Here is a 26,445-nt window from a genome sequence, read left to right as displayed (position 1 = left end):
ATCACCATGAGCGACGCACCTGTGCTAAAGACCACTCTCAGCATTTCCGGCGCTACCTGTCAGGGATGCGCCAGGAAGATTCGTAATGCTCTGGAGCCGCTGACCGGCGATGCAGGCCTGGTAGAGGTTAACCTGGAGGATCAGACGGTTGCCTTACCAGAAGGTATGGATGCCTCGGAAGCCGCCAGAATTGTCACCGAGACGGGTTACCCGGCGAAACCATTGGAAGAGGCGGAGAAGCCTGCCAGTTGCTGCGCGTCCAGGTCTGAAAAAGCAGAAGCCACCGCTGACAAAACAGCGGATAAATCGGCGAGTGAGAGCGAACCGGAAAGGCAGGCAGCGCCTGTTCAAGGCGACGATCAGGTGCATCTGGCCGTGACCGGCGCTACCTGCGCTTCCTGCGTGAATACCATCGAGAAGGCACTGAAGTCGGTGCCGGGGGTTACCCATGCCCATATGAATCTTGCGGACAATACGGCCACGGCAACGGGCACGTCTGATCCGCAGGCTCTGATCAGGGCGGTGGAAAGTTCCGGTTACGGCGCAAGTGTGATCGAAGACGCCGATGCCGCAGATGACAAGAAGCAAGAAGAAGACAAAAAACGGTACAAAACCCTGCTGTTAAAAATGGCCATCAGTCTGGGCCTGGGTGTTGGCCTGATGATCTGGGGCATGGGATTCGGCTCCATGTCGGTAACCGACGCAAACCAGAGCACCTGGCTTGTTCTCGGCCTGATTACTCTGGCCGTCATGGCGGGTACCGGTGGGCATTTCTACACTGGCGCCTGGAAAGCCTTCCGGCACCACAACGCCAACATGGATACGCTGATTGCCCTGGGTACAGGCACTGCATGGCTGTACTCCATAACCGTGGTAAGCATTCCCGAAGCCTTGCCGGAGATGGCGCGGCACGTTTATTTTGAGGCCTCGGCCATGATCATCGGCCTGATCAACCTGGGTCAGGCTCTGGAGCTTCGCGCTAAAGGCAAAACATCGGAGGCGGTTCGCCGGTTGCTGGACTTGCGGGCGAAAACGGCACGGGTTATCCGTGACGGCCAGGAACAGGACATTCCCGTGGAAGATGTTCGCAAGGGCGATCATATCCGCGTTCGCCCCGGTGAGAACCTGCCAGTAGATGGTCGCGTTATTGAGGGCAGTACCCGTATCGACGAAAGCATGCTTACCGGCGAACCCATGCCCGTCAGTAAAGCGGTGGATGACGAGGTTTCTGCCGGTACGCTCAACACTCACGGCAGCATTATTTACGAAGCAACCCGGGTGGGCAGCGAAACTGCCCTGGCTCAGATTATCCATCTGGTAAAGAAAGCCCAGGGCTCAAAACCCGCCATCGGGCGCCTGGCGGACAAGATATCGTCGGTGTTTGTGCCCAGTGTCATGCTCATTGCGGTGGCCGCCGCGCTGACCTGGTACAACGTCGGGCCGGAGCCTGCGGTTGTGCATATGATGATCGCGGCAACCACAGTCCTGATCATTGCCTGTCCCTGCGCCCTGGGCCTGGCCACGCCTATGTCGGTGATGGTGGGTGTTGGCAAGGCGGCAGAATATGGCGCCTTGATTCGCCAGGGTGACGCCCTGCAAACCGCCGGCAAACTGGACCTGGTGATTCTCGACAAAACCGGCACTATAACCGAAGGCCATCCGGCAGTGACCAGCCTGCACGCGGTGAATGGCGATCAAAAGCAGCTGCTGGCACTGGCAGCCGGTCTTGAACAGCATTCCGAGCACCCACTCGCAGAAGCCATCGTTGACAAGGCCAAAGAGCAAAACGCGGAGCCCCTCAAGGTGACTGACTTTGAAGCGCTGAATGGCAAAGGTGTGTCGGGCCGGTTTGAGGGTGACATCATCCGGCTGGGCAACCGCCGCTGGCTGGAAGCCGAGGGTATTTCCCTGGAAGGCCTGGCCGATGTTGAAAAAACCATTACCGAGCAGGCCGGCACGCCACTGTTTCTCGCCAGCGGCACTGAGCTGCTGGGCGTTATGGGGGTTGCGGATGCCATCAAAGCAGATTCGGAGGCCGCCATTCAGCGCCTGCATGATGCCGGTATACGGGTCATGATGGTTACCGGTGATATAGACGCCACAGCCAAAGCCATTGCCGCAAAAACCGGCATCGACGATTACCGCGCCGAAGTCCTGCCAGAAGACAAAGCCGACGTCGTAAACGAAATGCGCGGCAAAGGCTACACCGTAGCCATGGTGGGTGATGGCATAAATGACGCACCCGCACTGGCCGCAGCCGACGTTGGTTTTGCCATAGGTACCGGCACCGACGTGGCCATCGAGAGCGCAGCCATCACCCTGATGCGCGGTTCTCTGCACGGTGTGCCGGATGCCATCGAAATCTCTCGGGCCACGGTGAAAAACATTCACCAGAACCTTTTTGGCGCCTTCATCTACAACAGCCTGGGAATTCCCATAGCCGCAGGCCTGCTGTATCCGGTCTGGGGCATATTGATGAGCCCGATTCTTGCCGGCGCAGCTATGTCACTGTCCTCCGTGACGGTGGTTACCAACGCCAACCGGCTGCGCCTGTTCAAAACCAGTCGCAGGCCTGCAAAAACCCAAAGCCCGGACGCAAACGTAAACGGAGAGCGGAACTGATGGAAACAATACTGGTCAATGCCGGTGGATTTGTTCTTATGACCGCCATCGTCTGGTGGTTCTGGCTTTCGTCAACGGACAGCAATGCCTCAGCACGGGATCAAAGCCATCACTGAACACAACACGAAAGAGAGCAAAACCATGAAAAAACAGATTCTGGGACTCGCCCTGACTGCCACCCTCGGCTTCAGCACGCCACTTTTGGCAGCGGGCGCCGCTCAAAGCATTCACGTTTACAAATCGCCCACATGCGGCTGCTGCACCGACTGGGTTGAGCACCTGGAAAGCAACGGTTTTGATGTGGAAGTCACCGACACCCACGACATGAACCGCGTCAAGATCGAAGCCGGCCTTACCCCGAATCTGGCCAGCTGCCACACCGCCTTCGTAGGTGACTACGTGATCGAAGGCCACGTACCCGCAGACGACATTCACCGGCTGATTGCCGATGCTCCGAAAGCCAGAGGCCTGGCAGTCCCTGGCATGCCGGCAGGCTCTCCGGGTATGGAAATGGGAGACCGTAAAGACCACTACCAGGTACTGATGTTCAACGAACAAGGCCAGACCAGGGTGTTTTCCGAGCACAACTAGCCCACGGCCCTTTTTCTGACATTCTTTTCTACACACGCGACAGCCTGTGCTCTATTATTGCTCCCGATCCCCCGGAAAACGGAGACGGAAATTTTTGAGCCTTAAAACCCGGTTTCTCAGCCTTGCCGCTGGCCTCATCATTATCGCTGCATGTGCCTCCTGGTTTGCCTACCGGGTGCTCTCTGCAGATTTGATCGAGCGCTGGGGGCGCCAGGTGGCGGAGATACAGGTACGCTATGACAGCGCCCGCCTTCTGCAGTCCCTCGAGCGTGAGATAGGTCTCGCCCGGCAAATGGCAGACTCCACCGCGCTGATCAACTGGGCTGCCGACCCCGGCAACCCAACCCTCGAACAGAGTGCTATTCGCGAGATGGAGAGTTTTCGCGCCAACTTTCGCGACAACAGCTATTTTGTCGCGCTCAGAGAGAGTGGTCGCTATTACTTCAACAACGAAAAAAATGAGTTTGACGGCAAACAGTTCCGTTATGTTCTGAATCCTGAAGAACCCAATGACGCCTGGTTTTACCAACTGATCGAAGAAGGGCGTGATTTCCATCTGAACGTAAACCCCGATACGGAACTGGGCGTTACCAAACTCTGGATCGATGTGCTGATGCGCGACTCTGCAAATCAGATCGTGGGCATGGTCGGCACGGGCATGAATCTCGACACCTTCTTGCAGGATATCGTTGATATCAACCAGGAAGGCATCACCACACTGTTTGTCGATTATACCGGTGCGATACAGCTATACCGGGATCGCAACTACATTGATTTTGCCAGCGTTATCAAGCCCGAAGGCCAGAAAAGCACCGTCGACTTGCTGTTTGATGCCCCCGAAGATAAACAGAAGATTCTCGGCATGCTGCAATTGCTGAAGCAAAGCTCCGGCAAGGCAGGCCACGTAGAAAGCGGTTTTGTCACCGTCGAGGGTCGCGAACACCTGGCCGGCGTGGCTTTTTTGCCTGCCATTGGCTGGTTTGAAATAACCCTGCTTGATCTGAACACACTGCTGCCCGAGAGCTACCTGTGGCCTCTGGTAGCTGTTTTTATCGCAAGCCTCCTCATCACCCTGATTGTGTTCAACCTCATCATCCAGTCACGCATCTTGAAGCCCATCGTAGGGTTGGAAGAGGCTGTGGAAAAGGTGCGCAGAGGCAGTTTTACGCTACCCCGCCTGGACAAACCGGATAACGAGATCGGCCGGCTCGTTGACCATTTTGAAAAAATGACTGATAGCCTGCGCGACTCCACCCGGGAGCTGGAAAACAAGGTTTCCCTGCGTACCGACGAACTGGCGCGCCTGGCTCGCATTGATCCGCTCACTAATCTGAAAAACCGTCGGGGGCTGGACGAAGTACTGGAAGAAGAAATTCAGCGGGCGGAACGGCTGGGCAACGGTTTTGGCTTGATCTGGCTGGATATTGATCACTTTAAATCGATCAACGATCAGCTCGGCCATCAGGCTGGCGACGAGATCCTGTGCCGTGTTGCTTTGTGGCTGAAAGCCGGTGTCCGCCCCTACGATCACCCGGGGCGATGGGGCGGCGATGAATTTGTTATTCTGCTCTCACCCTGTGATTCTGCAACGCTGGAACATATTGCCATGCGCATTTGCAAAACCGTTGAGCAGGAGAGCCAAAAGACCGGAACACCGGTAACGGTCAGCGTTGGCGGCTATTTTTCGAAGCCCGGGGACAACATCGATACCATACTGCGCAATGCCGACAGTGCGCTTTATCGCGCCAAGAATGACGGCCGCAACCGCGTCTGCATCACCCTCTCGGATAAAACCGAAATTAACGCCGTGTAACGGGTCTGACTCGTATCGCCATAACCGTTATACTCCGCCCCATCATTCATTTTTTCAGCCAGGTTAACCCATGTTCAACGCCGACGCTCTAAACCAGTTGCGCCAGCTAAAGTCTGATATTGAGGAAAGCAAAGTTGTTTTCCCCGGAACGGTTAAAGCCACCAATGGCCGCTTTGGATTCGTCGCTCTGGATGAAGGGCGGGATGTATTCCTGCCTCCCGAAGAGATGCAGAAGGTGCTTCCCGGTGACCGGATCAATGTCACCGAGCAGGAAGTCGATAAAGGCAAAATTCAGGGCGTAGTCGACGAACTTCTCGAAAGCCGGTTGAGCACCTTTGTCGGACGCTACCTTGTAAAAGGAAAAGGGCATTTTGTAGTGCCGGAAACGCCCGGCATCAATCGCTGGATTTTCATTCCTCCGAAAGAGCGCATGAACGCGCAACCAGACGATTATCTGTACTGCCGCATACACAAGCATCCGATCCATGACGGCAAGGGCCAGGCCAAAGTGCTACGGGTTATTGGCAAAGCCGGTGAGCCGGGTATTGAGCGCGCTCTTACCCTGGCCACCTTCGACCTTGCAGATGCCTGGCCCGATTCCGTCGTGCAGCAGGCAGAGAAGCTTGACGAAGCAGCCATCGAAGCAATGGCATCCGGCCGGGAAGACCGTACCGATCGTGCCTATGTCACTATCGATAGCCCCGCCACGCAAGACATGGACGACGCCCTGCTGGCAGAACCTAACGCCACAGGCTGGGCTGTATCCATTGCTATTGCCGATCCGGCCTCGGTCATAGGTATTGAAAGTGCGGCTGAACTCGAAGCCTTCAATCGGGCGACTGCAATCTATTTCCCGGGCGAACCCCTGCCTATGCTGCCCGACACCATCAGCACCCGGCTGTGCTCGCTGATGCCGGACGTTAAGCGGCTGGCCCTGGTGTGCGACCTGCAGGTCAATAACGACGGCAGCCTGGGCGACTACAGCTTTCATCAGGCTGTCATCCGTTCCCGGGGCAAGCTCAGTTATGATCTGGTCTCGAATCTGATTGAAGGTCGCGAAGACGAAGACATCAAAGCCCTGCCAGATGCAGTCGCCAACAGCCTCGACCAGCTTCACCAGGCCGCAACCGCATTGCGGAAATGGCGCGGCGAATATGCGCTGTTAAGCGGTGAACGACCTGAATTCCGGCTCAGACTGGACGAAAACCGGCGTATTCGCGCTATTGAACCGTCGGTACAGAACGAAGCACATCGTCTTGTGGAAGAATGCATGGTTGCAGCTAACCGCTGCGCTGCTGATTTTCTGGCGGGGCAACCATCGGGCCTGTTTATTCAGCATCCCGGATTGCGCAATGACCGCTCAGCCAACATCCGTACCTTGATAGAAGGCTACGCGCCACACCTGGCAGATATCGATGCTACAACGCCGGATGGTTTTCTGGCATTGATGAAACAGACTTCAGAGCTGGAAGCGGAAGTGCCGGTAAAAGCCATCATTTCGCGGCAGCTGGCCCGGGCGGAGCTGTCGTTCACGGCGGCCCCGCATCAGGGCATGGGTCTGAATGCATACACTACCTTCACATCGCCCCTGCGCAAATACTCCGATCTCTATGTGCACCGGCTTATCAAAGCGGCGCTTTGGGATACGCCAATGCAGATGCTGAGCAGCCAACAGCTGATGACGCTTCAGAACGCCCAGTTCAAAGCACGTCAGGCGGCCAATAGTCTGGAGACATGGCTCAAGAGCGACTTTGCCAGAACTCTGGGCGACGAACCCATGGCCGGCGTAATCAGCCGGACCATCCCCGCTGGCTTTTTTGTACGCCTGGAAAACAACGGGCTGGAAGGATTTGTCAGCTGCCGGGATCTCAATGGCAAGTACAGCTTTGATCCGGTTACTCTGCGCTTGGTACACAATAAGAACGGCCGTATATTCCAGCTTAATCAGGCAGTAAGAGTCAGTTTTTCGGGAGTAGAAGAGGAGCGCCGGCAGATCAATTTCAAGCTGGTGGACGCTGAAGAAATCCCTGTTACTCCCGGCTCCTGAGCCGGTTGAAAAACCATAGGGGCGGGTGCATCGTACCAACAGGAACACACCGATACCTCAAGGAAGTGCACCATGCCCATCAGCCCGGATGAATTTCTGAAAAAACACGGTTTCGACAAGGAAGAGGAAAGCCCCGATCACAGCCTTCGCCACAACGCGATAGAACACGCAAAACACCTGCGCCGGCCCCATGCCGGTACACCACACGACTGGGAAGACTGGGAAAGATACAAGCGGGAGCATCCTGATGAGGTTGAACCAGACGACAAGGCGAGCGACGACAGCGAAAGCTGAAGCCGCTCCAGGCTCGCAGATGCGGCAGAGAGGTCTAGGGGCGAAGCATTTCTTCCAGGCGGGCATCCTTCGCCTGCCATTGCTCTGCCAGCCAGTTTTTTACGTTACGCCGGTGCTCGGCATCGGTTGAGTAGTCCCGGCCTTTCAGGTGCTCCGGAATGGCAACCGTTTGAATGTCCATTTTCACCTCCCGCGACCGACCACAAATAAAATCCCAGAACGTGGGCGCGCCGCCAGGATAGGCAATGGTTACGTCTACAAGCGTCTCTATCGAATCGCCCATGGTATCCAGAACAAAGGCTGCGCCGCCGGCTTTTGGTGTCAGAAGATGGGTATAGCGTGATTTCTGCTTGTCGTGCTTGGCCTGGGTAAACCGCGTACCTTCCACAAAGTTCATTACACTCACTGGCGTATAACGAAACTTTTCGCAGGCACGGCGAGTGGCTTTCAGATCTTCCCCGCGCTTCTCCGGGTGCTTTAGCAGATATTCCCGCGAGTATCGTTTCATGAAGGGAAAATCCAGGCCCCACCATGCAAGCCCGATAACGGGTACCCAGATGAGCTGTTGTTTCAGAAAAAACTTCAGGAAAGGCGCACGACGATTGAACACCCGCTGCATGGCAAATATATCCACCCAGCTCTGGTGATTGCTGAGCACAAGGTACCAGCTTTCACGACGCAGATTTTCGGCGCCAGTCACGTGCCATTGCGTGCCGTGGGTCAGCTTCATCCAGCCCGTGTTGCAAGCCACCCAGGATTCCGAGATCCAGATGATGGCCCGGGTGCAAAGAACCCTGAAGCCTTTGTGGGGGATGATGAGTTTCAGCAGTGCCGGTATATAGAGTAACAGGCACCAGAAAAGTGTGTTGAGCGCCAGCAGAATGGAGTTGAGTACGCCGATAACGGGAGCGGGTAGGAAGCTGAGCATGCAATTCCTGTTTTGATTATTGGGCCAGTGATGGGCAATCATACCAATCACCACGGGCTATGGGCAGTGGCTGATTGTGACCACATTGCCAGCCGGAAGCGACAGTGTTGCCATAGCGCGGAGAGACACCGCAAGATAGCCTGCATCATTTACCATGGATTTTCCTGATGTCCGATTTTATCAAAGCCGCAACCGAAAAAGCCGCAGGGCTTGCGCGGCAGACAACTCTCTACGCAGGTAACGCGTTTGACCGGGTATTCCGCGCCGCCAGCCTGATACAGGGGGGGCTGACGGCCTTCGAAACACTTCATTCCGACGGGCTGGTCAGCCTGCGCTATTATCCGCCGCTACAGGAAGATTTCATCGAACTGGATGGCATCACCATTCCGGTCGAACGAAAAAGTCATCAAACACCTGTCGTGATTGTTCCGCCACTGGCCGTGAACATGCTGGTTTACGATCTGCTTCCCCAGCGAAGCCTCGTCAGATTCCTGCGTGCCAAGGGTTTTGAGGTGTATCTCATTGACTGGGGCATGCCCACCCGGGACCACAGCCACTATAACTTTCATACCTACCTGACTGAACTGTTACCCGCCTGCCTGAACAAGGTTCGGGAGCACAGCGGTGAGCAGGATCTGACGCTGCACGGCTGGAGTCTTGGGGGCATGTTCACCCTATTCTATTCCGGTTTGACCAAAGACCAGCACGTTCGTAACGCGATTGTTCTGGGGGCGCCCATTGACAGCCATGCGTCCGGCCTGCTCGGCCTTTTGAGCCAGCGCGTTGGCGCGGCTGCAGATTTTGTTCACAAGCATACAGGCAAGCGTGTGCACGATATCAAGCCGAACTGGCTCCATAGTCCCGGCTGGCTTAATACCATTGGCTTCAAACTGACCAACCCTTTAGGCAGCGTTATGGGTTACTGGGAGCTGATTATCCGCCTGGGCGACCGGGAGTTTGTCACCAACCATGCCTCCACCGCCGCCTTTCTTGACCACATGGTCGCCTACCCCGGCGGCATTGTGCAGGACACCGTGGTGCGGATATGGATGGATAATCAATTGTCCGAGGGTTCCGTGCAGATTGGTGACGATGAGGTAAAACTGAACAACATCAGCGCCAACCTGCTCGCTATCGCAGGCAGCGAAGACACCATGGTAACGCCGGATGCAGCAAAACGCCTGATGGACCATGTTACCTCGGCGGATAAAACCTTCCGCGTCACTCCGGGCGGACATATGGGTATTCTGGCCGGTAGCAAAGCACCCCGGGAAAGCTGGCTGGAAATGGCAGAGTGGCTGGCCGAGCGTTCGGATTAATGGTGGAAGGGGGCGGTTCCGGGAAGCGTGGTTGTGGATTACACTGCTACCCATGAACCTTATTGATACATTCAATCTTGATACCCGCGCACTCCAGACCTTTGTTGCTGTTCTGGACGAAGGCAGCGTGTCCCGTGCAGCCATCAAACTTGGAGTCAGCCAGTCAGCTGTCAGCCATACGCTGGACCGGCTGCGTAACGCCCTCGGCGACCCCCTTTTCGTCAAATCCGGGCGTGGCATAACGCCCACTCGCTACGCAGTGCAGGCGGGCCCACATATTCGCCAGATCCTCGATGACCTGCACTCGCTGGCCTCCGGCCCGCCCTTTACGCCGGAAACCACAGAATTCACCTTTACCGTTGCCGCCAACGATTACGAGCGCGACCTGCTTTTGCCACCGCTGATGCAGAGCCTGCGGCAACAGGCACCGGGCATCATGCTGCAAGTGATTGCATCGGGGATCCCCAACGCGGAAATGCTACGAAAGGACATCTGCGACCTGATCATCTCCCCCTACGCACCGGAAACCACCGACATTATGCAAAGAGGCCTGATGGGCGATCGCATGGTGGTTTTCTACGATCCAGAAAAACGCGAGGCGCCGGAGAACGTGACGGACTACGTTAAAGCCGACCATATCGCGCTGGTATTTGGCAGCGGCGAGAAGCCTGCCATCGAAGCCGGGCTTACAGCCCATGGACTAACCCGTCGCAACGTAGTTACCGTCTCCAACTTCTCCGGCCTGCCGGAGTTTCTTCGCGGCAGCGATATGCTGGTGACCGCGCCCGAGCGCATGAGCAAGCACTTACTTCGGGATTTTGCCTGGGTGCCTTTACCCTTCAGCTACAAGCCTTTTACGTTGCTGATGGTCTGGCATCGCCGCAACCAGAACGATCCGGCTCATCGTTGGTTACGAAACCAGGTGAACGCTGTGGCAGCCAAGATGAATGGCCTGAACGACTAACCTATCATTTTTGCTCATATATCCTATGAGCAGCACCCCTGTTATTTTTTAGCAAGGTACCCCCTAGAATCCACTCCAATGTCGATTGCAGGTGTGGGATGGGCTTTCCAAAACTGTGCGGAGCCCAAGCGCCACATGGATGTGCCGCAAGGAGCGTGTTTTGGAAAGCCCATCCCACACCTGCCTCCCTCAATGTTTGTATGGACAATAAATGCTAGCACTAACCAGTATATGGACAACCATACTGCTCGCCGCCGCCGTCGCCCTGGGGCCGCTGGCCACCGATATGTATCTGCCGGCACTGCCGCAGATTGGCAGCGATTTCGGCACCGGCACCAGCCAGGTTCAGCTAACCCTGAGCCTCTACATGGCTGGCTTTGCCATAGCGCAACTGGTATGCGGCCCGCTGGCTGACCGGTTTGGCCGAAAGCCGATCATGATTGGCGGTTTTGTGCTGTTTGCCATCGCCAGCATTGGTTGTGCTCTTGCCAGCAATATTGAAACCCTGATTCTATGCCGATTTTTACAGGCACTGGGCGGATCAGCCGGGCCAGTTCTTGGGCGCGCAGCCATCCGGGACATCTACACGCCCCGCGAAGCCGCGAAAATCATGGCGCTTCTTGCCAGCATCATGGCGCTTGCCCCAGCCGTTGCACCCACACTGGGCGGCCTGATGGTTGCAGGGCTGGGTTGGCACTCTATCTTTCTCGCGCTGGGCGGCTATGCCCTGATCATGGCTGTCGTGGTGGCATTCGGCATCCCCGAACCCATGCGGCCGGAATACCGCCAGCCGCTGAAACTCTGCAGCCTGCTGCGGAACTATCGCGCCATAGGTACCGACATCAGTTTTCTCGGCTATACCCTGACAAACGCTCTGATATTCTCCGGGCTGTTCGCGTTTCTCTCTGGCTCCTCATTCGTACTGATTGATTTTCTTGAAGTGCCACCACAACAGTTCGGCCTGTATTTTGCCGGCATCGTGGTGGGCTATGTAACCGGAAACCTTTCAGCGATTCGCTTGGGCAGCCGCCTGGTGCCGGATCAGATTCTCGTTCGCGGCCTGTTCATTGCAGTCGCAGCCGGTGGCCTTATGGTTGCGCTGGCACTCGCTGAAGTCTTCAGTGTCTGGGCCGTTATCCTGCCCCAGGCCTTGTTCATGGTCGGCACCGGCATGGTTCTGCCCCAGACCATGGCTGGCGCCATGGCCAACTTCCCGCGCATGGCAGGCTCCGCTTCGGCGCTGTTCGGCTTCGCCCAGATGTCCGTCGCAGCCTTCGCCGGCATGCTCGTGGGCTACCTGCACGACGGCACCTCTCTGGTAATGGCGACCATCATTGCCATCTGCGCCATTGCCTCTCTGACCAGCTACCGACTGCTGGTTCAGCGTCACCCTGCGCCGGGGTTCGAGCCACAGACAGGATGAAAACTCATCCAAAATGGTCTAAACAGAGTAAGCTGTTTCTGAATATTTCCGGATAGCTATTTCCGAGCAACGATAGGAGCAACTTATGAGCAAAGTAACTCTCGACGGCAACCCCATTGAACTGAGCGGCACGTTTCCACAGAACGGCGACACCGTACCGCCCTTCACGCTGACCAACAGCGGCCTGGAAGATGTAAAACTCGAAAATTGGGCGGGAAAGCGCAAGATCCTTAACATCATCCCCAGCATCGACACCGGCGTATGCGCCGCCTCCACTCGCAAGTTCAACGAGAAAGCCGGCGCTCTGGATAACACCGTGGTACTGGTTGTCTCCGCCGACCTGCCATTTGCTGCAGCCCGTTTTTGTGGCGCAGAAGGCCTGGAAAACGTCATCACCCTTTCATCCTTCCGCAACTACAGCTTCCAGCAAGACTACGGAGTCGGCATTCAGACCGGTCCGCTGGCCGGCCTTTGCGCCCGCGCCGTGGTGGTTCTGGATGAAGACAACAAGGTTATCCACAGCCAGCTCGTAGGCGAAATCAAAGACGAACCCGACTACGATGCAGCGCTGAAGGTTCTTTGATCAGGCTTTCAAAGCGACATTAAAACACCCCGGAGGGAGTCCACTCCGGCACAAAGCCTTTCGGGCGGACCGGCCTCCGCAGACTGTGCATTGCCAGGGATGGCAATGCCAAGCCCCCACGGACGGGTTCACGGCGTGTCTGCGGAGGCCGGTCCGTCCGAAAGGCTAACTCCAAAGTAAACCTGTTAGACTCCAGCACCCAAACCCAGACCAAGGCATCACCCCAACCCCGTGAGTAATACCACCCAAACCGCCAGCCTCTCCCGCCAGCTCTACACCATGACCTGGCCCATGCTGTTTGGCGTGCTCTCACTGATGACGTTCCAGCTTGCTGACAGTGCCTTCATCGGCCAGCTTGGCCGCGACCCACTGGCTGCCCTGGGCTTCACGCTGCCCATGCAGCAGCTCATCATCGGGCTACAGGTTGGCCTGGGCATCGCCACGACCGCCATCATTTCACGGACCCTGGGTGTAGGCGACGAACTCCGGGCCGTTCGCCTGGGCGGCCTGGTCATCACCGTAGGCAGTACGCTGGTGTTCCTACTCTGTGTCGTCCTGTGGCTTCTGCAAAGCCCGATCATGACCGCGCTAGGTGCAGAAGACGCCCTGCTGCCTCTGGTGCGAAGCTATTGGGTACCCTGGTTGCTCTCCGCCTGGATCGGAGCCTTTCTCTACTTCGGTTACAGTATTTGCCGCTCCCATGGCGATACAAAACTTCCCGGCTACATGATGGTCGCCACCAGCCTGGCCAACATCGGCCTGGACCCACTGTATATTTTTGTTTTCGATTGGGGTCTGCCCGGTGCTGCCTGGGCCACAGTCACCTCGTTCGGCATCGGCTGTCTGTTTATCTATCCAAAGCTACTGAAGCGTGGCTGGGCCCGATTCGACCTACGCGAACTCGCTTTAGGCCGCGCCCTGAAACAGCTCAACAGCATCATGGCGCCCGCCATGGTCAGCCAGCTCATGCCGCCAGCGTCCGCCATGCTGGCAACCGCCATGGTTGCGGGATTCGGGTCAGCCGCTGTTGCCGCTTGGGGTCTGGGTACGCGCCTTGAATTTTTTTCCATTGTGGTCGTACTCGCGCTCACCATGTCCATGCCACCGATGGTCGGGCGCATGCTGGGCGCCGGCGACATTGAACAGATCCGGAAACTGGTGCGGATTGCGGTGCGCTTTGTGGTGGGCTGGCAACTGGCTATCGGCCTTATCTGGCTGATCGCCTCCGGCCTTGTCTCCGAGTTATTCAGTAGCGACCAGCAAGTTCAGGACATTCTGGGGGCTTATCTTGTGCGAGTGCCACTCAGCTACAGCGGCCTTGGCGTGTGTATGCTGATGGTGTCTGTGTGCAACGCCCTTGGCCTGGCCATGAGGGCACTGCTGGTCTCAACATTGCGGTTGTTTCTGTGCTTTTTGCCACTCCTGTGGCTAGGCAGCCAGCTCAACGGCATTTACGGCCTGATGAGCGGTGCTCTGGTGGGCAACCTGTTCGCCGGCGTCATGGCATACAGTTTCTATCGCACCGGCATGAAGCAACTGCGTAAAAGCGTGAAAGGTTCAGGCGAAGCGTGACCGGAAACTCTCCGGTATGGGCACCACTTTCTTTTGAAGGTAATCAAAAAATACGAACCCGTATTTTGCCAGGGCAACGGCCTGGCCACTCCCGGCCTTGGTCACCCGGAACACGAAGTCGCCACCGTATTTATTGAAATCCATCACGCCGACTTCAAAGCGCAGCATTTCGGGAAAGAACGATTCCGACTGATACATGGTGGCCAGATCGGTCACGATAATGCCTCCACCGCCGCTGTCGCTCTCCGGGATATCATAACTTATCAGGAACTGGGCTCGCGCCTCGGAGAGCATCGATACCAGAGCATCGTTGCCCAGATGGTTGGCACCATTGATGTCGGTCGTCCGAACCTGCATGAGCGTTTCGAAACAGAATACATCGTCAGGGAAAGAAAGTTCGATTCGGGCCACTGTGGAAGGTACCTGTTTGGCAATGTGTCGGGGAATGTCGGAAAGTGTCGGGGTGCGGGACCGGATGATACTCTGTTCAGTTGAGGTGTTCATCTCAAGATCTTGTCGCAAAAATCGGTTATCTTCATTTTTGATCGTTTAGCGCTGAATTCAGCTTTTGCGTAACAAGCTCGGCTTGCGCGCTGGATGTAACGGCAAGCGGAGGTTACGACTTTGAATAATGGAAACTCTATGGACATTCGCCCTGCGGCCACTCTGGCACTGGTACGGGATACCCCGAACGGCATTGAAATACTGTTATTGCAGCGTACCTGGGACGCCGTATTTTTACCCGGTTATTACGTTTTCCCAGGCGGCGCAGTAGACCAGCAGGAATCCCATGGTCGTCAACATGCTGCTGGCCCGGAAGACACCGAAATCAGCCACACCATGAGCCTGAGTGACGGTGGTACAGATTATATGCTGGCCGCTGTCCGTGAGTGTTTTGAGGAGGCCGGAGTGTTGATGGCGGTCGACACAGATCGACGCACAATCAGCGGAGATCATGCCGCTCACAAGGATCGCAATGCCGTATTCAGGGGGGAATTATCCCTCGCCGAACTGTGCCAGCGACACAAGCTGACAATTCCCCTCGACAGGCTGGCCTATCTGAGCCACTGGATTACCCCGCCCGGCCCACCCAGGCGCTTTGATACCCGATTTTTTGTGACCGCAGCACCAGAGAACCAGCGCGTAAGCCATGATGGTGAAGAAACCATCAGTCACGTCTGGATCAGCCCGGCACAGGCGCTGGAAGAACACCGTGCCGGCCAACGCCTGATGACATTGCCCACCATCAGGACCCTGCGGGTTCTGAGGGATTTCGATAACGTCGAAACCTTGATGCGATACGCCTGGGCGAACCCGCCGGAACCCTTCCCGAGCGAGCCATGGCCGGCCATCCGGCGCGGCAAACCGGTGCTTCTGGAGCCCGGCGCACCAGCCTATGATGAAGCCGCCAAGCTGGATCCGGAAGCCGCAGGCACCACGAAATCGGAAATTATCCCCGGTGAGCCGGTTGAGATAGCAGCCGGTGTGGTTCGTCTCACGGCGCCCAACCCGGGCGTGATGACCGGGCCCGGTACCAATACCTATATCCTGGGCCACAAGCGCTTTACTGTGCTCGACCCCGGGCCCGATGACGCCGTGCATATTGAGCGGATTCTGGAGTTCACAGGAGGGGAAATCGAGTCTGTGATTGTTACCCACACCCACCTCGATCATTCCCCCGGCACCCGGGCTCTGAAGGAAAAAACCGGGTGTCGGGTTTTTGGTCGGCCAGCGCCGGCCGGGGCATCACAGGATGAGAAGTTCGTGCCAGATGAACAGCCTGAGCACGGCGACCTGATCAAAACTGATGCTGGCACGCTCAAGGTTCTGCATACACCGGGACACGCTTCCAATCACCTCTGTTTTCTGCTGAGAGAACAGGAACTGCTGTTCTCAGGGGATCACATCATGCAGGGCTCGACCGTGGTCATAAACCCGCCCGATGGCGATATGAAAGCCTATCTGGAGGCGCTCTACGATCTGCTGGCGGAGCCAGTACGTTACATCGCTCCTGCTCACGGCTTTGTGATGGGTCATCCTGAAGCGATTATCGACTTCCTGATCACCCATAGGCTGTCTCGGGAGCACAAAGTCGCAAAAGCGCTTGAAAAGCTTTCGCCCGTGGGCCTTAAAGCCCTGACCAGCAAAGCCTACGACGATGTGCCGGCCGCAATTCATGGTGTCGCCGCCCGATCCGCACTGGCCCATCTGCTGAAGCTGGAGGCCGATGGCCGAGCCCTTCAGGAAGACGGGCTCTGGCAGGCTACGCCAACAACCTGAGCAGTGGGCGCCGGCAGGTGCTGCACCTGCCGGTATCTATTTTTTTGCGATAATGTACACCGCGTGCACTATGCCGGGGATATAGCCCAGAATAGTGAGCAGTATGTTGATCCAGAAGTGCTTCCCTATGCCCACCTGCAGGAACACGCCCAGCGGCGGTAACAAAATTGCTATAAGAATTCGCAAAAGGTCCATATTGTTTACTCCCTCCGTCGGTTATAACTGACCTGCCCGCAACGATAATCCTTGCGGGCAGGGCAGACCGGTAATTTTACGCAAATTCGCCTGAAGTTCATGGCAACACTATGAAAATGGCATTAAACCTTTGTTATTGCCATTTCCATGAGCACCACTCGACCTTTACCCTTGAGCCCTTATTGATCACCCGTGAGGAATCATGCTGTTTTCCAGGCTGCAAACACTGACCCGACTTCAACCCGTGCTTTGTCTTCTGATGCTGGCTATGCCTGCCATAGTAATGGCAGACCCACCAGCCGACAGAAAACAGGTGAAGCCCGCCCGGGAGATTCTGCTGGCAGAACTGGCAGAAGACGAAAATGTTGAAGATGTGGAGCACTCAGAGCCCCGGAGAAATACCGGCAAGGCGCATGGGCCCGTTACAGACGTTGCGCCAGAAAACCCGACACCAAAACCAAAGCCGGCGATCAAGCCCAAAAAAGTAGCGCCCAACATTGATCTGAAAGATGTTGCACCTGCGCCAACTCCGGAGCCACCCCGGAATCCAGGCGAACAAGAGGGGCCAGACAGCGAAAAACCGAAGGTCAGCCAAGCATTGGAAGATGATGAACCCACCTCTGCGCCCGGGCCTCTGGAGCAAAAAACACCCGAACCAGAGAATAAAAAACCACAACGCGCCAACAATCTGGTTCTGCTTGGCAGTGAAGTCCTGCCGGGCACATCCACGCGCCTGGGCTGGTCATCCGGCATTCAGATTGCCGGTCTCTCGCAGCCTACGCCGGTACTGGTGGTTAACGGTGCCAATGCGGGCCCGACCCTGTGTCTGACAAGCACGATTCATGGCGACGAACTCAATGGCATCGAGATTATTCGCCAGACCATGTACGACCTTGATCCGGAAAAATTGAGCGGCAGCGTGGTAGGTATACCCATCGTAAACCTGCCCGGTTTCGAACAGGGCAGTCGCTATCTGCCGGATCGCCGGGATCTTAACCGGCACTTTCCCGGCAGCACGAATGGTAGCCTGGCCGATCGGATTGCGAACTCCCTGTTCGAGAACATTATTCGATACTGTGACATGCTGGTGGATATCCATACCGGCTCACTGAAGCGGACCAACCTGCCGCAGCTTCGTGCCGATATGAACAACCCCGCGGTTGCCGAATTTACCCGGGGCTTTGATCGAATGGCCGTGGTGCATAGCACCGGATCACCCGGAATGCTCCGTACCGCAGCGGTGAATGTCGGCATTCGCGCGGTCACGCTGGAGGCTGGCGAATCCCACCGCATTCAGGAACACCAGATTGATGCCGGCGTAAACAGCCTGGCCAGCCTGATGGAAAAACAGGGGATGATTTCCCGTATGTTTGTGTGGGGCGACCCGGAGCCGGTGTATTACGATTCGGCCTGGGTACGGGCAAACCATGGCGGCATTCTGTTCAGCAAGGTTGAACTGGGCGCCAAGGTTTCCAAAGGTCAGGTTCTTGGTTATATCGCAGATCCGATCACCAATGCCCAGTATCCCATCGCCTCCAACAGCGATGGACGCATAATTGGTATGGCCGTTGATCAGGTGGTTATGGCCGGTTTCGCTGCCTACCACATTGGTACCAAGGCAAAAGTTCCCGGAGAATAGTATCCTATCGTTTTTACGCGTTCGCGAATGACCGACAGGAGCTGATGTGCCTTCAGAAAACAGTCCGGCCAGATCTGCAGCCCTGACCTATGCAGGACTGGTTCTGACCCCATTGTTCTGGGCTGGCAATGCCGTTGTTGCCCGGGGCACCGTCGACAGCATACCGCCCCTCTCCATGGCTTTCTGGCGCTGGGTCATAGCGCTCGCTATTCTGCTACCTTTTGCTTTGCCCGGTATCTGGCGGCACCGCAGTGTAATTCGCCAGCATCTGGGCTCAATGCTGGTACTTGCCACGTTCAGCGTTGGCGCTTTCAACTCCTTGTTATACGTTGCTGCAGTCACCACCACGGCGACCAACATTGCCCTGATCAATGCCACCATTCCGATCTTCGTGGCGCTGCTGGCGTGGCTTGTTCTGGGCGATCGCACCCGGCCGATTCAGGCACTGGGAATCGGGCTCGCAATATTTGGCATACTAACGGTGGTAGCGCGGGGGGATCTGTCGGTTCTCACAGGCCTGCAAGCCCAACCGGGTGACCTGATCATGGTGGCCGCCGTGTTCAGCTGGGGCCTGTTTTCTGTACTGCTCAGGCGCCAGGCCGTTCCTCTACCCGGGTTTACCTTCCTCAGCACCCAGATCCTGCTTGGCGTCCTCGTTATCTTGCCATTTTATCTGGGTGATCTGCTGTTCTTCTCGGGCGGCTTTGAACTGACCCGTCAAACGGCTATGCCGCTTGCCTACTTCGCAATTTTCCCGGGGATTCTGGCCTATGGTTTCTGGAACTACGCGGTGCACAGCATCGGGCCGTCCCGGGCAGCCATTTTTATATACCTGACACCGGTCTTTGCCTCGATTCTGGCCAGTATTTTCCTTGGGGAATCGCTGGGGCTCTTCCATATAATTGGTGGCGCATTCATTCTGGCCGGACTCTTACTCGCCACCCGCGCAGGCCGAAAAGTGCCGGAATACCGTAAACTGTCATGATAGACGCATAAGGAGCCCAACATGCTCAAGAAGCCCATTTTCAGAACCATTCATAACTCGCTGGGATCCCTGCTGCTGATTCTGGTTATTACGGCATTTGGTTCCGCCGCCAATGCCCAGGGCGATGCGCCCACTCAGCTTGAAACACCGGACCCGGCGACAAATTCAACGAGCACAACCGGTGAAAACTCTGGCCTTTGCGAGCGCCCGGAACAGTGGCTGTGGGCCGAGACGTACCAGAAGGGTGACATGACCTTCCACGGCAGCAAAGTGTGGAAAGCCATCGAAAAAACCAGCGGGGATATGCCGGGGATGAACGAGCCGCCACTCTGGGAACTCGTCGACGATCACTGTTTTATGGTTGATCAGTAACCTGCCGGTTGCCCGGCAATGCCGCCTCGATTCGCTGCAGCACATCGACCAGTACCGCCTTCGGGCAACCGATGTTGAGCCGCATGAAGCCGCTGCCCTGTTCACCAAATGAAGGGCCGGGGTTCATGCCTACTCCGGCGTCTTCCACAAAAAGCCGTTTCAGGGCGGCATCATTCAGCCCCAGCTTCCGGCAATCGAGCCACATTAAATAGGTTCCTTCCGGTGCCCGGGCCTGTATTCCGGGTAACTGTTTGTTGACAGTATCCAGCACAAAGTCGCGGTTCTGCTGCAAATATGCCATTAAGTCATCCAGCCAGGGCGCACCATATCGGTAGCCGGCTTCAAATCCGGCCACGCTGAACGGGTTGCACTGCGGCATGTGCATGGAATCAAACACCGCTTTCATGGCATTGCGCTGTTCCCGGTCCGGTATTATCAGAGCCGACAATCCCAACCCCGGCATGTTGAAGCTCTTGCTCGGTGCAACAGCGGTTATCAGGGCATCGTCCGCTCCGGCGAGAGTGGCCAGCATCCGGTGCCGGGGCTTGTCGGTGAAAGTAAGGTCGCAGTGAATTTCATCAGAAATTACCGTCAACTCATGCCGACGGGCGATAGCCAGCACAGCTTTGAGCTCCTTTTCCGACCAGATACGCCCTACCGGGTTGTGCGGTGAGCACAACATCAGAAGCCGGGCATCAGGACGCGCGGCGCAGGCTTCCAGGTGCTCCAGGTCCATCAGGTATTGTCCGGTTTCATCGTTGTAAACCAGGGGGTTTTCAATAACCTCCCGGCCGCTGAGCCGAACGGAACTGAAAAACGGTGGATACACCGGCGGTTGCACAATCACGCCTTCGCCTGGTGCCGCATAGGCCATGCAGGCCGCGTGCAGAGAGGGTACGACTCCCGGCGCCATCAGTATCCAATCCCGTCGAATTTCCCAGCCATGCCGCTCGCGAAACCAGTCAATTATTGACTGGAACAGACTCTCGGGAAACAGGGTATACCCGTAAACCGGGTGCGCGGCACGCTCTGTAAGTGCACGGGTGACAGCCTCTGGTGCAGCGAAATCCATGTCTGCCACCCAGACAGGAATCACATCCTCGCGGCCGAAAACCGCCCTGCGGGCATCAAACTTTACCGAGCAGGTATTTTCACGGGCAAGGGGCTGATCAAAGGGGTTCATCACTAGCTCACTCCTCAGTCGGTTAGCAATCGGGCTCCGGTGGTTATTATAATACTTGCCGAACCACCCGAATACTTGCGAACCTAACGGTTTACCCGCACAAACCTTCCCCGGCGTCTGTTGGAGTTTTCGATGATTGGTCAGATCCTGTCCACCCTGTTGCCGGTGTTTCTCATCGCCGGCTGCGGCGCCCTGTATGGAAGGTTCCGCACACCAGACATTCAGGGCCTGAATGTTCTGAACATGGAACTCTTTGTTCCCATGCTGGTATTTGGTGTGCTGGCAGATCAGCATGCCCCGCTGCAGGAATACGCCGGGCTTGCGCTTGCCGCAACGGTTGTTGTTCTGGGGTCCGGGATTGTTCTGTATCCGCTGGCCCGTGTTCTGAACCTGAACCTGAAAACCTTCCTGCCACCCATGATGTTCAACAACTCGGGCAACATGGGCATTCCGCTGCTGGTTCTGGCCTTTGGTGAAGCCGCACTGCCCGCAGCCATAGTGCTCTTCATTGTGGAAATGCTGCTGCACTTTTCCGTGGGTCTGTACATGCTTGACCCCCACACCTCCATACTTCAACGTCTGAGGCTCCCCATTGTGTTTGCCAGCATTGCCGGGCTGGCCGTGAACTTCGGGGGCGTACCTTTACCCGACTGGCTGCTTCAGTCTCTGAACATGCTTGGCGAAATCTGTATCCCGCTTATGCTGTTTACACTGGGCGTAAGGATGCTCGACATAGACTTCAGCGACTGGAAGCTGGGCATGCTTGGCGCTATCGCCTGCCCGGTGAGTGGCTTGCTGTTGGCGTGGCCCATGATTTATCTGTTGGACCTGCCCGGCCTTCAGGTGGCAGCACTCTGGGTATTTGCCGCCCTGCCACCGGCAGTTCTCAACTATATGGTTGCGGAGCAATACCAGCAGGAACCCCATAAAGTCGCATCGCTGGTATTATTGAGCAATCTGGGCAGCCTGATTGTCATGCCAATTGTGCTTGGGTTGGTTTTTGCCGCCGGCTACATCTGAGGAAAGAGTGAATGTCTGAAGCAGTCGCCGTTGTCCGCGCCTCCCGCCCCAACTTTCTGGTTCTTGCGCCTCTGTGTGTCGGGCTGGGAGTTGCGGTGGCCTGGCAACAGGGCGAGCCACCGGCACTGCTGGATACACTGCTGGTGTTTATTGGTGCCTTGTTGGCACATGCTGCGGTGAACCTGCTTAATGAATATGAGGACTTTGTATCCGGGCTGGACCTGATGACCACCCGCACACCTTTTTCCGGTGGCAGCGGGGCTCTTCCGGAGGTTCCCGGCGCCGCAAAGCGCGTGCTGGCAGCGGCCATTGGCACCCTGGCTCTCGTTATCGTGATCGGCCTCTACTTCCTCTGGCAAAGGGGGCTGCCCATGCTGGTGCTGGGCATGGCGGGTGTCGTGCTGATAATCACCTACACACGGTGGATTACCCGCTCTCCCCTGCTATGCCTGTTTGCTCCCGGCATCGGCTTTGGTCCGGTAATGGTTCTGGGCACACTGGTGGCGCTCGGCGCCAGGCTTGATGCCACCGCGCTCACCGTATCCGTTATCAGCCTGTTACTGGTGAGCGAACTGTTACTGATCAACCAGATACCGGATGCGGAAGCCGATCGTAAAATAGGTCGCCGTCACCTGGTCATCACTCTCGGCACACACGCTGCCGCCCGACTGGTCTCCGTTCTGTTTATTACGGGCTACGCTGTTCTGGTAACGGGCATACTCGCCGACTGGTTGCCATTGGCGTCTATACTGTCTCTGGCAACGGCACCCTTCGCTTTCTGGCTTGCCTGGAAACTGCCGGGAGCGATTGGTCAACCAGACGCTCTAAACGTGTTGCTGGGCACCAACGTCGCGACTCTGCTCGCCACGCTGGCGCTGCTGATTGTTGGCCTGAGCCTTTAACCCCGGGCTCAGGCAGTAAGTACAGCTGCAAACAGGTATAGAGCTACTGCCCTTGCATGTGCGCGAGCTTTGGCCGAAGGTTAATACTGACATTCTCTGATTTCATCCACGATACGGAGGTCTGCCCATGAGCGTACTTTTACTGCTCATCAGTGCCCTGATTCTGATCTATCTGGGAGTAGGCGGCACCACCGCTGCTCTGGTGATGTCCATCGCTACTCTGGTGGGCGTGGTCCAGGATGACTGGCACCTTGCCAGTGTTCTGTTTGGTGGCCTTTTTCTGGCATTAGCACTCATTCTGGTCATTCCCAGCGAGTTGCGTCTCGACAAATTCAGCCGACCACTGCTGGGCTGGGTTCGCAGCCGCCTGCCCAAGCTCTCTTCCACCGAAGAAGAGGCTTTGAAATCCGGCTCTGTAGACTGGGATGGCGAGTTGTTTTCAGGCAAGCCGCAATGGTCAAAACTGCTGGATGCAAGGCCTGCACACCTGACCAGCGAGGAACAGGCGTTTCTGGATGGTCCGGTGGAAAAACTCTGCGCCATGCTGGATGACTGGAAGATTACCCACGAACACTACGATCTGCCGGACAAAGCCTGGAAGTTTATCCGTGAGAACGGCTTTTTCGGCCTGGTAATCCCGAAAGAAGACGGTGGTATGGGCTTCTCCAACACCGCCCATTCAGAAATCGTGATGAAAATATCCACCCGCAGCGTTTCCGCGGCTGTCACCGTAATGGTACCCAACTCCCTCGGCCCGGGTGAGTTGCTGATGCATTACGGCACCGATGAACAGAAGAAACACTACCTGCCCCGGCTGGCCGGTGGTGAGGAAATCCCCTGCTTTGCCCTGACCTCCCCGATCGCCGGCTCCGATGCGGGAGCCATCCCGGATAAGGGCATTGTGTGCAAGGGCGAGTGGAACGGCAAAGAAGTGCTGGGCCTGAAAGTAACCTGGAACAAGCGTTACATCACCCTGGCTCCGGTCGCCACACTGATTGGCCTGGCCATCAAGGTTTACGACCCGGAAAGCCTGCTCGGCGATAATGCCGACATAGGCGTGACCTGCGTAATGGTTCCCCGCGAAACCGAGGGCGTTCACGCCGGCGCGAGGCACCTGCCTATGAATACCGTATTCATGAACGGCCCAACCTGGGGCAACGAGGTATTCATCCCCATGGATCAGGTTATCGGTGGCCAGGACATGCTCGGCAAGGGCTGGACCATGCTCTTGGAGTGCCTCTCCATTGGCCGCTCCATTTCCTTGCCCGCGCTGGGTACCGGTGCCGGCAAGGTGGCCAGCCTGGCGACCGGCTCCTACGCCTACACCCGCGAACAGTTCGGCCGTTCCATCAGCCAGTTCGAAGGTGTTCAGGAAGCTCTGGAACCCATCGCCGGCTACACCTACATGATGGATGCTGCGCGCCTGCTGACCTCCGGCATGCTCGACAGAGGCGTGCGGCCGGCGGTGCCCTCGGCACTACTGAAATACCGCAATACCGACCTGATGCGGATCGTGATCAATCACGCCATGGACGTGGTCGCAGGCCGTGGCGTTATCACCGGCCCCCGCAACTTCATGGCCCGCGCCTACAACGCGGTGCCCATCGGCATCACGGTAGAAGGCGCAAACATCCTGACCCGCAGCCTGATGGTATTCGGCCAGGGCGCCATTCGCTGCCATCCCTTTATTGTTGAAGAAATCGCAGCTGCCGGCATGGAAGATGAGGACAAAGCTGCGAAAAAATTTGACGGTATCTTCTACCGCCACTTGGCCCATACCACGCGAAACGCTCTGCGCGCCCTGGTTCTCGGCCTTACCGGAGGACTACTGGAATCGGTCCCCAGACAGGGTGATATCAAATCATCGTACCGCCAGCTCGCCCGCTTCTCGGCGGCATTTGCGCTGATGACCGATGTGACTCTGCTTTCGGTAGGCGGTGGTCTGAAAGCCAGGCAACGGCTTTCCGGGCGCATGGCGGACTGCCTGGTGCAGCTTTATTACGCAACAGCCGTCATCAAACAATGGCACGAAGAGGGCTATCCGGACGACCAGCGGCCGCTGGTGGAGTGGTGCCTTCAAACCTGCCTGCGGGATTTGCAGCATTCCATGCGTGAGGCGATCATCAACTTCCCTGTACCTGCCCTGCGTTGGCCCCTGCGCCTGTTGGTGTTCCCACTGGGTGCCACCGGTCTTAACGGGCCGGATGACAGGCTGGGCACACGCGTGGCCGCCAGCATTGTTGAAGACACCCCGCTGCGCCAGCGCGTTAGCCGTGGCGCTTACACCACAATGGATCCGGACGATCCGCTCGGAAAGGTTCTGAACGCCTACAAGCTGGCGAACGAAACGGTTGATATGCGCAGCCGTCTGCATGACGCCATTCGCAACCGCGATGAGGACGATCTCGACGGCATTGCACTGTTAATGGGTCACCAACGCAAGGAACTGGTGGACTGGGCGTGCGCCGAAGGCATTGTGAAGGCTGATGAATGCGACAAGCTACAGGAGGCATTGACCGCTCTATACGACGTTATCCGGGTAGACGCCTTTGATGAAGATGGCCTGAAGGCATTGTCCCGCTGTGCCAAGGGCAAACGTAAAGTGGTGGAAAGGCCTGCCGAAGAGTAGCGCCTATAATGCTGCGCGGGGCATCTCAAGCCCCGCGCAAACCTCCCGCAATTGCTTCATCTACCAGCCAGCGCCGCAGTATCTGGATACCGCGCTCACGCCTGCGGCTGGTTTTCCAGGCAAAGTAAAAGCTATCTCCGGTGACCACCGCATGGCTGGGTAACCGAACAAACTCTTCAGAGTCCTTTCGGGTGCTCAACATGTAATCGTTGGTCAGGGCGATACCCTGATGGAAACGCGCGGCTTCAAGCGCCAACAGCATGTGGCTGAAATGCTGAACCCTGGCACCGGCGGGTATGGTTTCCCCCTCTGCCTGATACCAGGCTTCCCAATCGCCGGCAGCTTTATCATAAATACTGTGGGTGGATAACAACGGAAAGCGGGCTACCTCGTCCGTCGTCATAGGGGGTTCATCCCGCCCCTTAATATCCTTCTCCCGACCCAACTCCCTGCGAATGCGTTGCCAATAGTCCTGACTGCACACAGGGAAGAGCCGTTCCACGTACAAGAGCTCATAACTGTATGCCGGCGAGTCCCTGTGAATGGTGATAAAGCAATCCGCTACCCGGTCTGACAGCACCGGATTCTCGCTGCTCATCTCCAGCGCCAACTCCACTTGTGGATGCAGTCGCTGCAAGTCTGGTAATCGGGGCACCAGCCAGCGCACGGCGAAGGAACTGAACAACGACAGCCGCAGCCGGGACTCTTCATGCCCCAGCACTTGCTCACTGGCCCGCTCAATCTGAAGCAAAGCCGTACTGACAGCGTCGAGATACTGGCGGCCTTCATCTGTCAGCGCAAGTGTGCGGCCACTGCGCCAGAACAGCTTCTCACCCAGATAGGTTTCCAGCTGTTTGATCTGATGGCTAACCGCGCTCTGGCTGACGGCAAGCTCCCCAGCAGCGAGAGAAAAGCTGTTGAGGCGAGCAACGGCTTCGAATACTGGCAGGGCTTTGAGAGGAGGCAGTTTCATTATCTATTTTTCTAATACCTGATTAATAAACATCATTTTATCGGATATTAAAACGCAATTAGACTACGACTGCCACTTCCTACGTGTGCGTTTTATTCTTATTCGGATATC

The 26,445-nt window shown here is 56.7% G+C and carries 22 protein-coding genes; 17 read left to right on the top strand and 5 right to left on the bottom strand.

Annotation, left to right across the window (positions count from 1 at the left end):
* Positions 1-6: 6 nt before the first annotated feature.
* From ACN0RL_RS07850 to ACN0RL_RS07830, 5 genes are all read left to right on the top strand, one after another.
* On the top strand, positions 7-2,622 hold the full coding sequence (locus tag ACN0RL_RS07850) for a heavy metal translocating P-type ATPase (RefSeq protein WP_417515424.1): 2,616 nt from the start codon (positions 7-9) through the stop codon (positions 2,620-2,622).
* 141 nt (positions 2,623-2,763) lie between these two features.
* Entirely contained in the window at positions 2,764-3,213 is a 450-nt protein-coding gene (locus ACN0RL_RS07845; RefSeq protein WP_417515422.1) for a DUF411 domain-containing protein, read from the top strand.
* 94 nt (positions 3,214-3,307) lie between these two features.
* Positions 3,308-5,026: a diguanylate cyclase domain-containing protein gene (locus tag ACN0RL_RS07840; protein ID WP_417515420.1), complete on the top strand. Its 1,719-nt coding sequence runs from the start codon at positions 3,308-3,310 to the stop codon at positions 5,024-5,026.
* 70 nt (positions 5,027-5,096) lie between these two features.
* Positions 5,097-7,073 carry a ribonuclease R family protein gene (locus ACN0RL_RS07835; RefSeq protein WP_417515417.1) on the top strand — a complete coding sequence of 659 codons (1,977 nt, stop codon included), beginning with the start codon at positions 5,097-5,099 and terminating at the stop codon, positions 7,071-7,073.
* A 72-nt stretch (positions 7,074-7,145) separates the two neighbouring features.
* Complete coding sequence (locus tag ACN0RL_RS07830) at positions 7,146-7,367, top strand: hypothetical protein (RefSeq protein ID WP_417515415.1); 222 nt, start codon at positions 7,146-7,148, stop codon at positions 7,365-7,367.
* A gap of 34 nt (positions 7,368-7,401) precedes the next feature.
* On the opposite strand, the gene ACN0RL_RS07825 is transcribed toward ACN0RL_RS07830, so the two are convergent.
* Positions 7,402-8,295, bottom strand: coding sequence for an acyltransferase (locus tag ACN0RL_RS07825; RefSeq protein WP_417515413.1), 894 nt, complete (start codon positions 8,293-8,295; stop codon positions 7,402-7,404).
* A gap of 167 nt (positions 8,296-8,462) precedes the next feature.
* On the opposite strand from ACN0RL_RS07825, the gene ACN0RL_RS07820 reads away from it, so the two are divergent.
* From ACN0RL_RS07820 to ACN0RL_RS07800, 5 genes are all read left to right on the top strand, one after another.
* Positions 8,463-9,614 carry an alpha/beta fold hydrolase gene (locus ACN0RL_RS07820; protein ID WP_417515411.1) on the top strand — a complete coding sequence of 384 codons (1,152 nt, stop codon included), beginning with the start codon at positions 8,463-8,465 and terminating at the stop codon, positions 9,612-9,614.
* A gap of 52 nt (positions 9,615-9,666) precedes the next feature.
* The gene (locus ACN0RL_RS07815; protein ID WP_417515409.1) at positions 9,667-10,578 is read left to right on the top strand and encodes a LysR family transcriptional regulator; all 912 of its coding nucleotides are present in this window, start codon (positions 9,667-9,669) and stop codon (positions 10,576-10,578) included.
* A 211-nt stretch (positions 10,579-10,789) separates the two neighbouring features.
* Positions 10,790-12,001, top strand: a complete 1,212-nt coding sequence (locus ACN0RL_RS07810; protein ID WP_417515407.1) for a Bcr/CflA family multidrug efflux MFS transporter — start codon at positions 10,790-10,792, stop codon at positions 11,999-12,001.
* An 85-nt stretch (positions 12,002-12,086) separates the two neighbouring features.
* Positions 12,087-12,584: a thiol peroxidase gene (gene tpx, locus ACN0RL_RS07805; RefSeq protein WP_417515405.1), complete on the top strand. Its 498-nt coding sequence runs from the start codon at positions 12,087-12,089 to the stop codon at positions 12,582-12,584.
* Positions 12,585-12,863: 279 nt separating this feature from the next.
* Positions 12,864-14,156: an MATE family efflux transporter gene (locus ACN0RL_RS07800; protein ID WP_417515577.1), complete on the top strand. Its 1,293-nt coding sequence runs from the start codon at positions 12,864-12,866 to the stop codon at positions 14,154-14,156.
* Here the strand turns inward: ACN0RL_RS07800 and ACN0RL_RS07795 are convergent.
* Entirely contained in the window at positions 14,142-14,567 is a 426-nt protein-coding gene (locus ACN0RL_RS07795) for a thioesterase family protein (protein ID WP_417515575.1), read from the bottom strand. The genes ACN0RL_RS07800 and ACN0RL_RS07795 overlap by 15 nt on opposite strands.
* Before the next feature lie 231 nt (positions 14,568-14,798).
* Between ACN0RL_RS07795 and ACN0RL_RS07790 the strand changes: the two genes are divergently transcribed.
* Positions 14,799-16,436: an MBL fold metallo-hydrolase gene (locus tag ACN0RL_RS07790; RefSeq protein ID WP_417515403.1), complete on the top strand. Its 1,638-nt coding sequence runs from the start codon at positions 14,799-14,801 to the stop codon at positions 16,434-16,436.
* A 36-nt stretch (positions 16,437-16,472) separates the two neighbouring features.
* On the opposite strand, the gene ACN0RL_RS07785 is transcribed toward ACN0RL_RS07790, so the two are convergent.
* The gene (locus ACN0RL_RS07785; protein WP_048496762.1) at positions 16,473-16,631 is read right to left on the bottom strand and encodes a YqaE/Pmp3 family membrane protein; all 159 of its coding nucleotides are present in this window, start codon (positions 16,629-16,631) and stop codon (positions 16,473-16,475) included.
* A 202-nt stretch (positions 16,632-16,833) separates the two neighbouring features.
* On the opposite strand from ACN0RL_RS07785, the gene ACN0RL_RS07780 reads away from it, so the two are divergent.
* From ACN0RL_RS07780 to ACN0RL_RS07770, 3 genes are read left to right on the top strand one after another with little or no spacing between them, the layout of a single operon-like run.
* Positions 16,834-18,270, top strand: a complete 1,437-nt coding sequence (locus ACN0RL_RS07780) for a succinylglutamate desuccinylase/aspartoacylase domain-containing protein (RefSeq protein WP_417515400.1) — start codon at positions 16,834-16,836, stop codon at positions 18,268-18,270.
* A 46-nt stretch (positions 18,271-18,316) separates the two neighbouring features.
* Positions 18,317-19,255 carry a DMT family transporter gene (locus ACN0RL_RS07775; RefSeq protein ID WP_417515398.1) on the top strand — a complete coding sequence of 313 codons (939 nt, stop codon included), beginning with the start codon at positions 18,317-18,319 and terminating at the stop codon, positions 19,253-19,255.
* 21 nt (positions 19,256-19,276) lie between these two features.
* The gene (locus tag ACN0RL_RS07770) at positions 19,277-19,627 is read left to right on the top strand and encodes a hypothetical protein (RefSeq protein WP_417515396.1); all 351 of its coding nucleotides are present in this window, start codon (positions 19,277-19,279) and stop codon (positions 19,625-19,627) included.
* Here the strand turns inward: ACN0RL_RS07770 and ACN0RL_RS07765 are convergent.
* The gene (locus ACN0RL_RS07765) at positions 19,611-20,810 is read right to left on the bottom strand and encodes a MalY/PatB family protein (protein WP_417515573.1); all 1,200 of its coding nucleotides are present in this window, start codon (positions 20,808-20,810) and stop codon (positions 19,611-19,613) included. The genes ACN0RL_RS07770 and ACN0RL_RS07765 overlap by 17 nt on opposite strands.
* A gap of 132 nt (positions 20,811-20,942) precedes the next feature.
* On the opposite strand from ACN0RL_RS07765, the gene ACN0RL_RS07760 reads away from it, so the two are divergent.
* The 3 genes from ACN0RL_RS07760 (at position 20,943) to ACN0RL_RS07750 (ending at position 25,361) form a co-directional block, all read left to right on the top strand.
* On the top strand, positions 20,943-21,830 hold the full coding sequence (locus ACN0RL_RS07760; RefSeq protein ID WP_417515394.1) for an AEC family transporter: 888 nt from the start codon (positions 20,943-20,945) through the stop codon (positions 21,828-21,830).
* 11 nt (positions 21,831-21,841) lie between these two features.
* The gene (locus ACN0RL_RS07755; RefSeq protein WP_417515392.1) at positions 21,842-22,732 is read left to right on the top strand and encodes a prenyltransferase; all 891 of its coding nucleotides are present in this window, start codon (positions 21,842-21,844) and stop codon (positions 22,730-22,732) included.
* A 127-nt stretch (positions 22,733-22,859) separates the two neighbouring features.
* Positions 22,860-25,361, top strand: a complete 2,502-nt coding sequence (locus ACN0RL_RS07750) for an acyl-CoA dehydrogenase (RefSeq protein ID WP_417515390.1) — start codon at positions 22,860-22,862, stop codon at positions 25,359-25,361.
* 25 nt (positions 25,362-25,386) lie between these two features.
* Here the strand turns inward: ACN0RL_RS07750 and ACN0RL_RS07745 are convergent, their stop codons facing one another.
* Positions 25,387-26,334, bottom strand: a complete 948-nt coding sequence (locus ACN0RL_RS07745) for a LysR family transcriptional regulator (protein WP_417515388.1) — start codon at positions 26,332-26,334, stop codon at positions 25,387-25,389.
* Between the last annotated feature and the right edge of the window lie 111 nt (positions 26,335-26,445).

Origin of the sequence: Marinobacter sp., assembly GCF_048259445.1 — a bacterium.
In the GTDB taxonomy this organism is placed as follows: Bacteria; Pseudomonadota; Gammaproteobacteria; order Pseudomonadales; family Oleiphilaceae; genus Marinobacter.
Note: the sequence above shows the minus strand (reverse complement) of the source record. Positions and strands in the feature narration are given on the sequence as shown.

Coding starts and splice junctions, on each gene's coding strand:
- ACN0RL_RS07850 (WP_417515424.1), top strand. CDS start 7: ATGAGCGACGCACCTGTGCTAAAGACCACTCTCAGCATTTCCGGCGCT.
- ACN0RL_RS07845 (WP_417515422.1), top strand. CDS start 2,764: ATGAAAAAACAGATTCTGGGACTCGCCCTGACTGCCACCCTCGGCTTC.
- ACN0RL_RS07835 (WP_417515417.1), top strand. CDS start 5,097: ATGTTCAACGCCGACGCTCTAAACCAGTTGCGCCAGCTAAAGTCTGAT.
- ACN0RL_RS07830 (WP_417515415.1), top strand. CDS start 7,146: ATGCCCATCAGCCCGGATGAATTTCTGAAAAAACACGGTTTCGACAAG.
- ACN0RL_RS07825 (WP_417515413.1), bottom strand. CDS start 8,295: ATGCTCAGCTTCCTACCCGCTCCCGTTATCGGCGTACTCAACTCCATT.
- ACN0RL_RS07820 (WP_417515411.1), top strand. CDS start 8,463: ATGTCCGATTTTATCAAAGCCGCAACCGAAAAAGCCGCAGGGCTTGCG.
- ACN0RL_RS07815 (WP_417515409.1), top strand. CDS start 9,667: ATGAACCTTATTGATACATTCAATCTTGATACCCGCGCACTCCAGACC.
- ACN0RL_RS07810 (WP_417515407.1), top strand. CDS start 10,790: ATGCTAGCACTAACCAGTATATGGACAACCATACTGCTCGCCGCCGCC.
- tpx (WP_417515405.1), top strand. CDS start 12,087: ATGAGCAAAGTAACTCTCGACGGCAACCCCATTGAACTGAGCGGCACG.
- ACN0RL_RS07800 (WP_417515577.1), top strand. CDS start 12,864: ATGACCTGGCCCATGCTGTTTGGCGTGCTCTCACTGATGACGTTCCAG.
- ACN0RL_RS07790 (WP_417515403.1), top strand. CDS start 14,799: ATGGACATTCGCCCTGCGGCCACTCTGGCACTGGTACGGGATACCCCG.
- ACN0RL_RS07785 (WP_048496762.1), bottom strand. CDS start 16,631: ATGGACCTTTTGCGAATTCTTATAGCAATTTTGTTACCGCCGCTGGGC.
- ACN0RL_RS07780 (WP_417515400.1), top strand. CDS start 16,834: ATGCTGTTTTCCAGGCTGCAAACACTGACCCGACTTCAACCCGTGCTT.
- ACN0RL_RS07770 (WP_417515396.1), top strand. CDS start 19,277: ATGCTCAAGAAGCCCATTTTCAGAACCATTCATAACTCGCTGGGATCC.
- ACN0RL_RS07765 (WP_417515573.1), bottom strand. CDS start 20,810: ATGAACCCCTTTGATCAGCCCCTTGCCCGTGAAAATACCTGCTCGGTA.
- ACN0RL_RS07760 (WP_417515394.1), top strand. CDS start 20,943: ATGATTGGTCAGATCCTGTCCACCCTGTTGCCGGTGTTTCTCATCGCC.
- ACN0RL_RS07755 (WP_417515392.1), top strand. CDS start 21,842: ATGTCTGAAGCAGTCGCCGTTGTCCGCGCCTCCCGCCCCAACTTTCTG.
- ACN0RL_RS07750 (WP_417515390.1), top strand. CDS start 22,860: ATGAGCGTACTTTTACTGCTCATCAGTGCCCTGATTCTGATCTATCTG.
- ACN0RL_RS07745 (WP_417515388.1), bottom strand. CDS start 26,334: ATGAAACTGCCTCCTCTCAAAGCCCTGCCAGTATTCGAAGCCGTTGCT.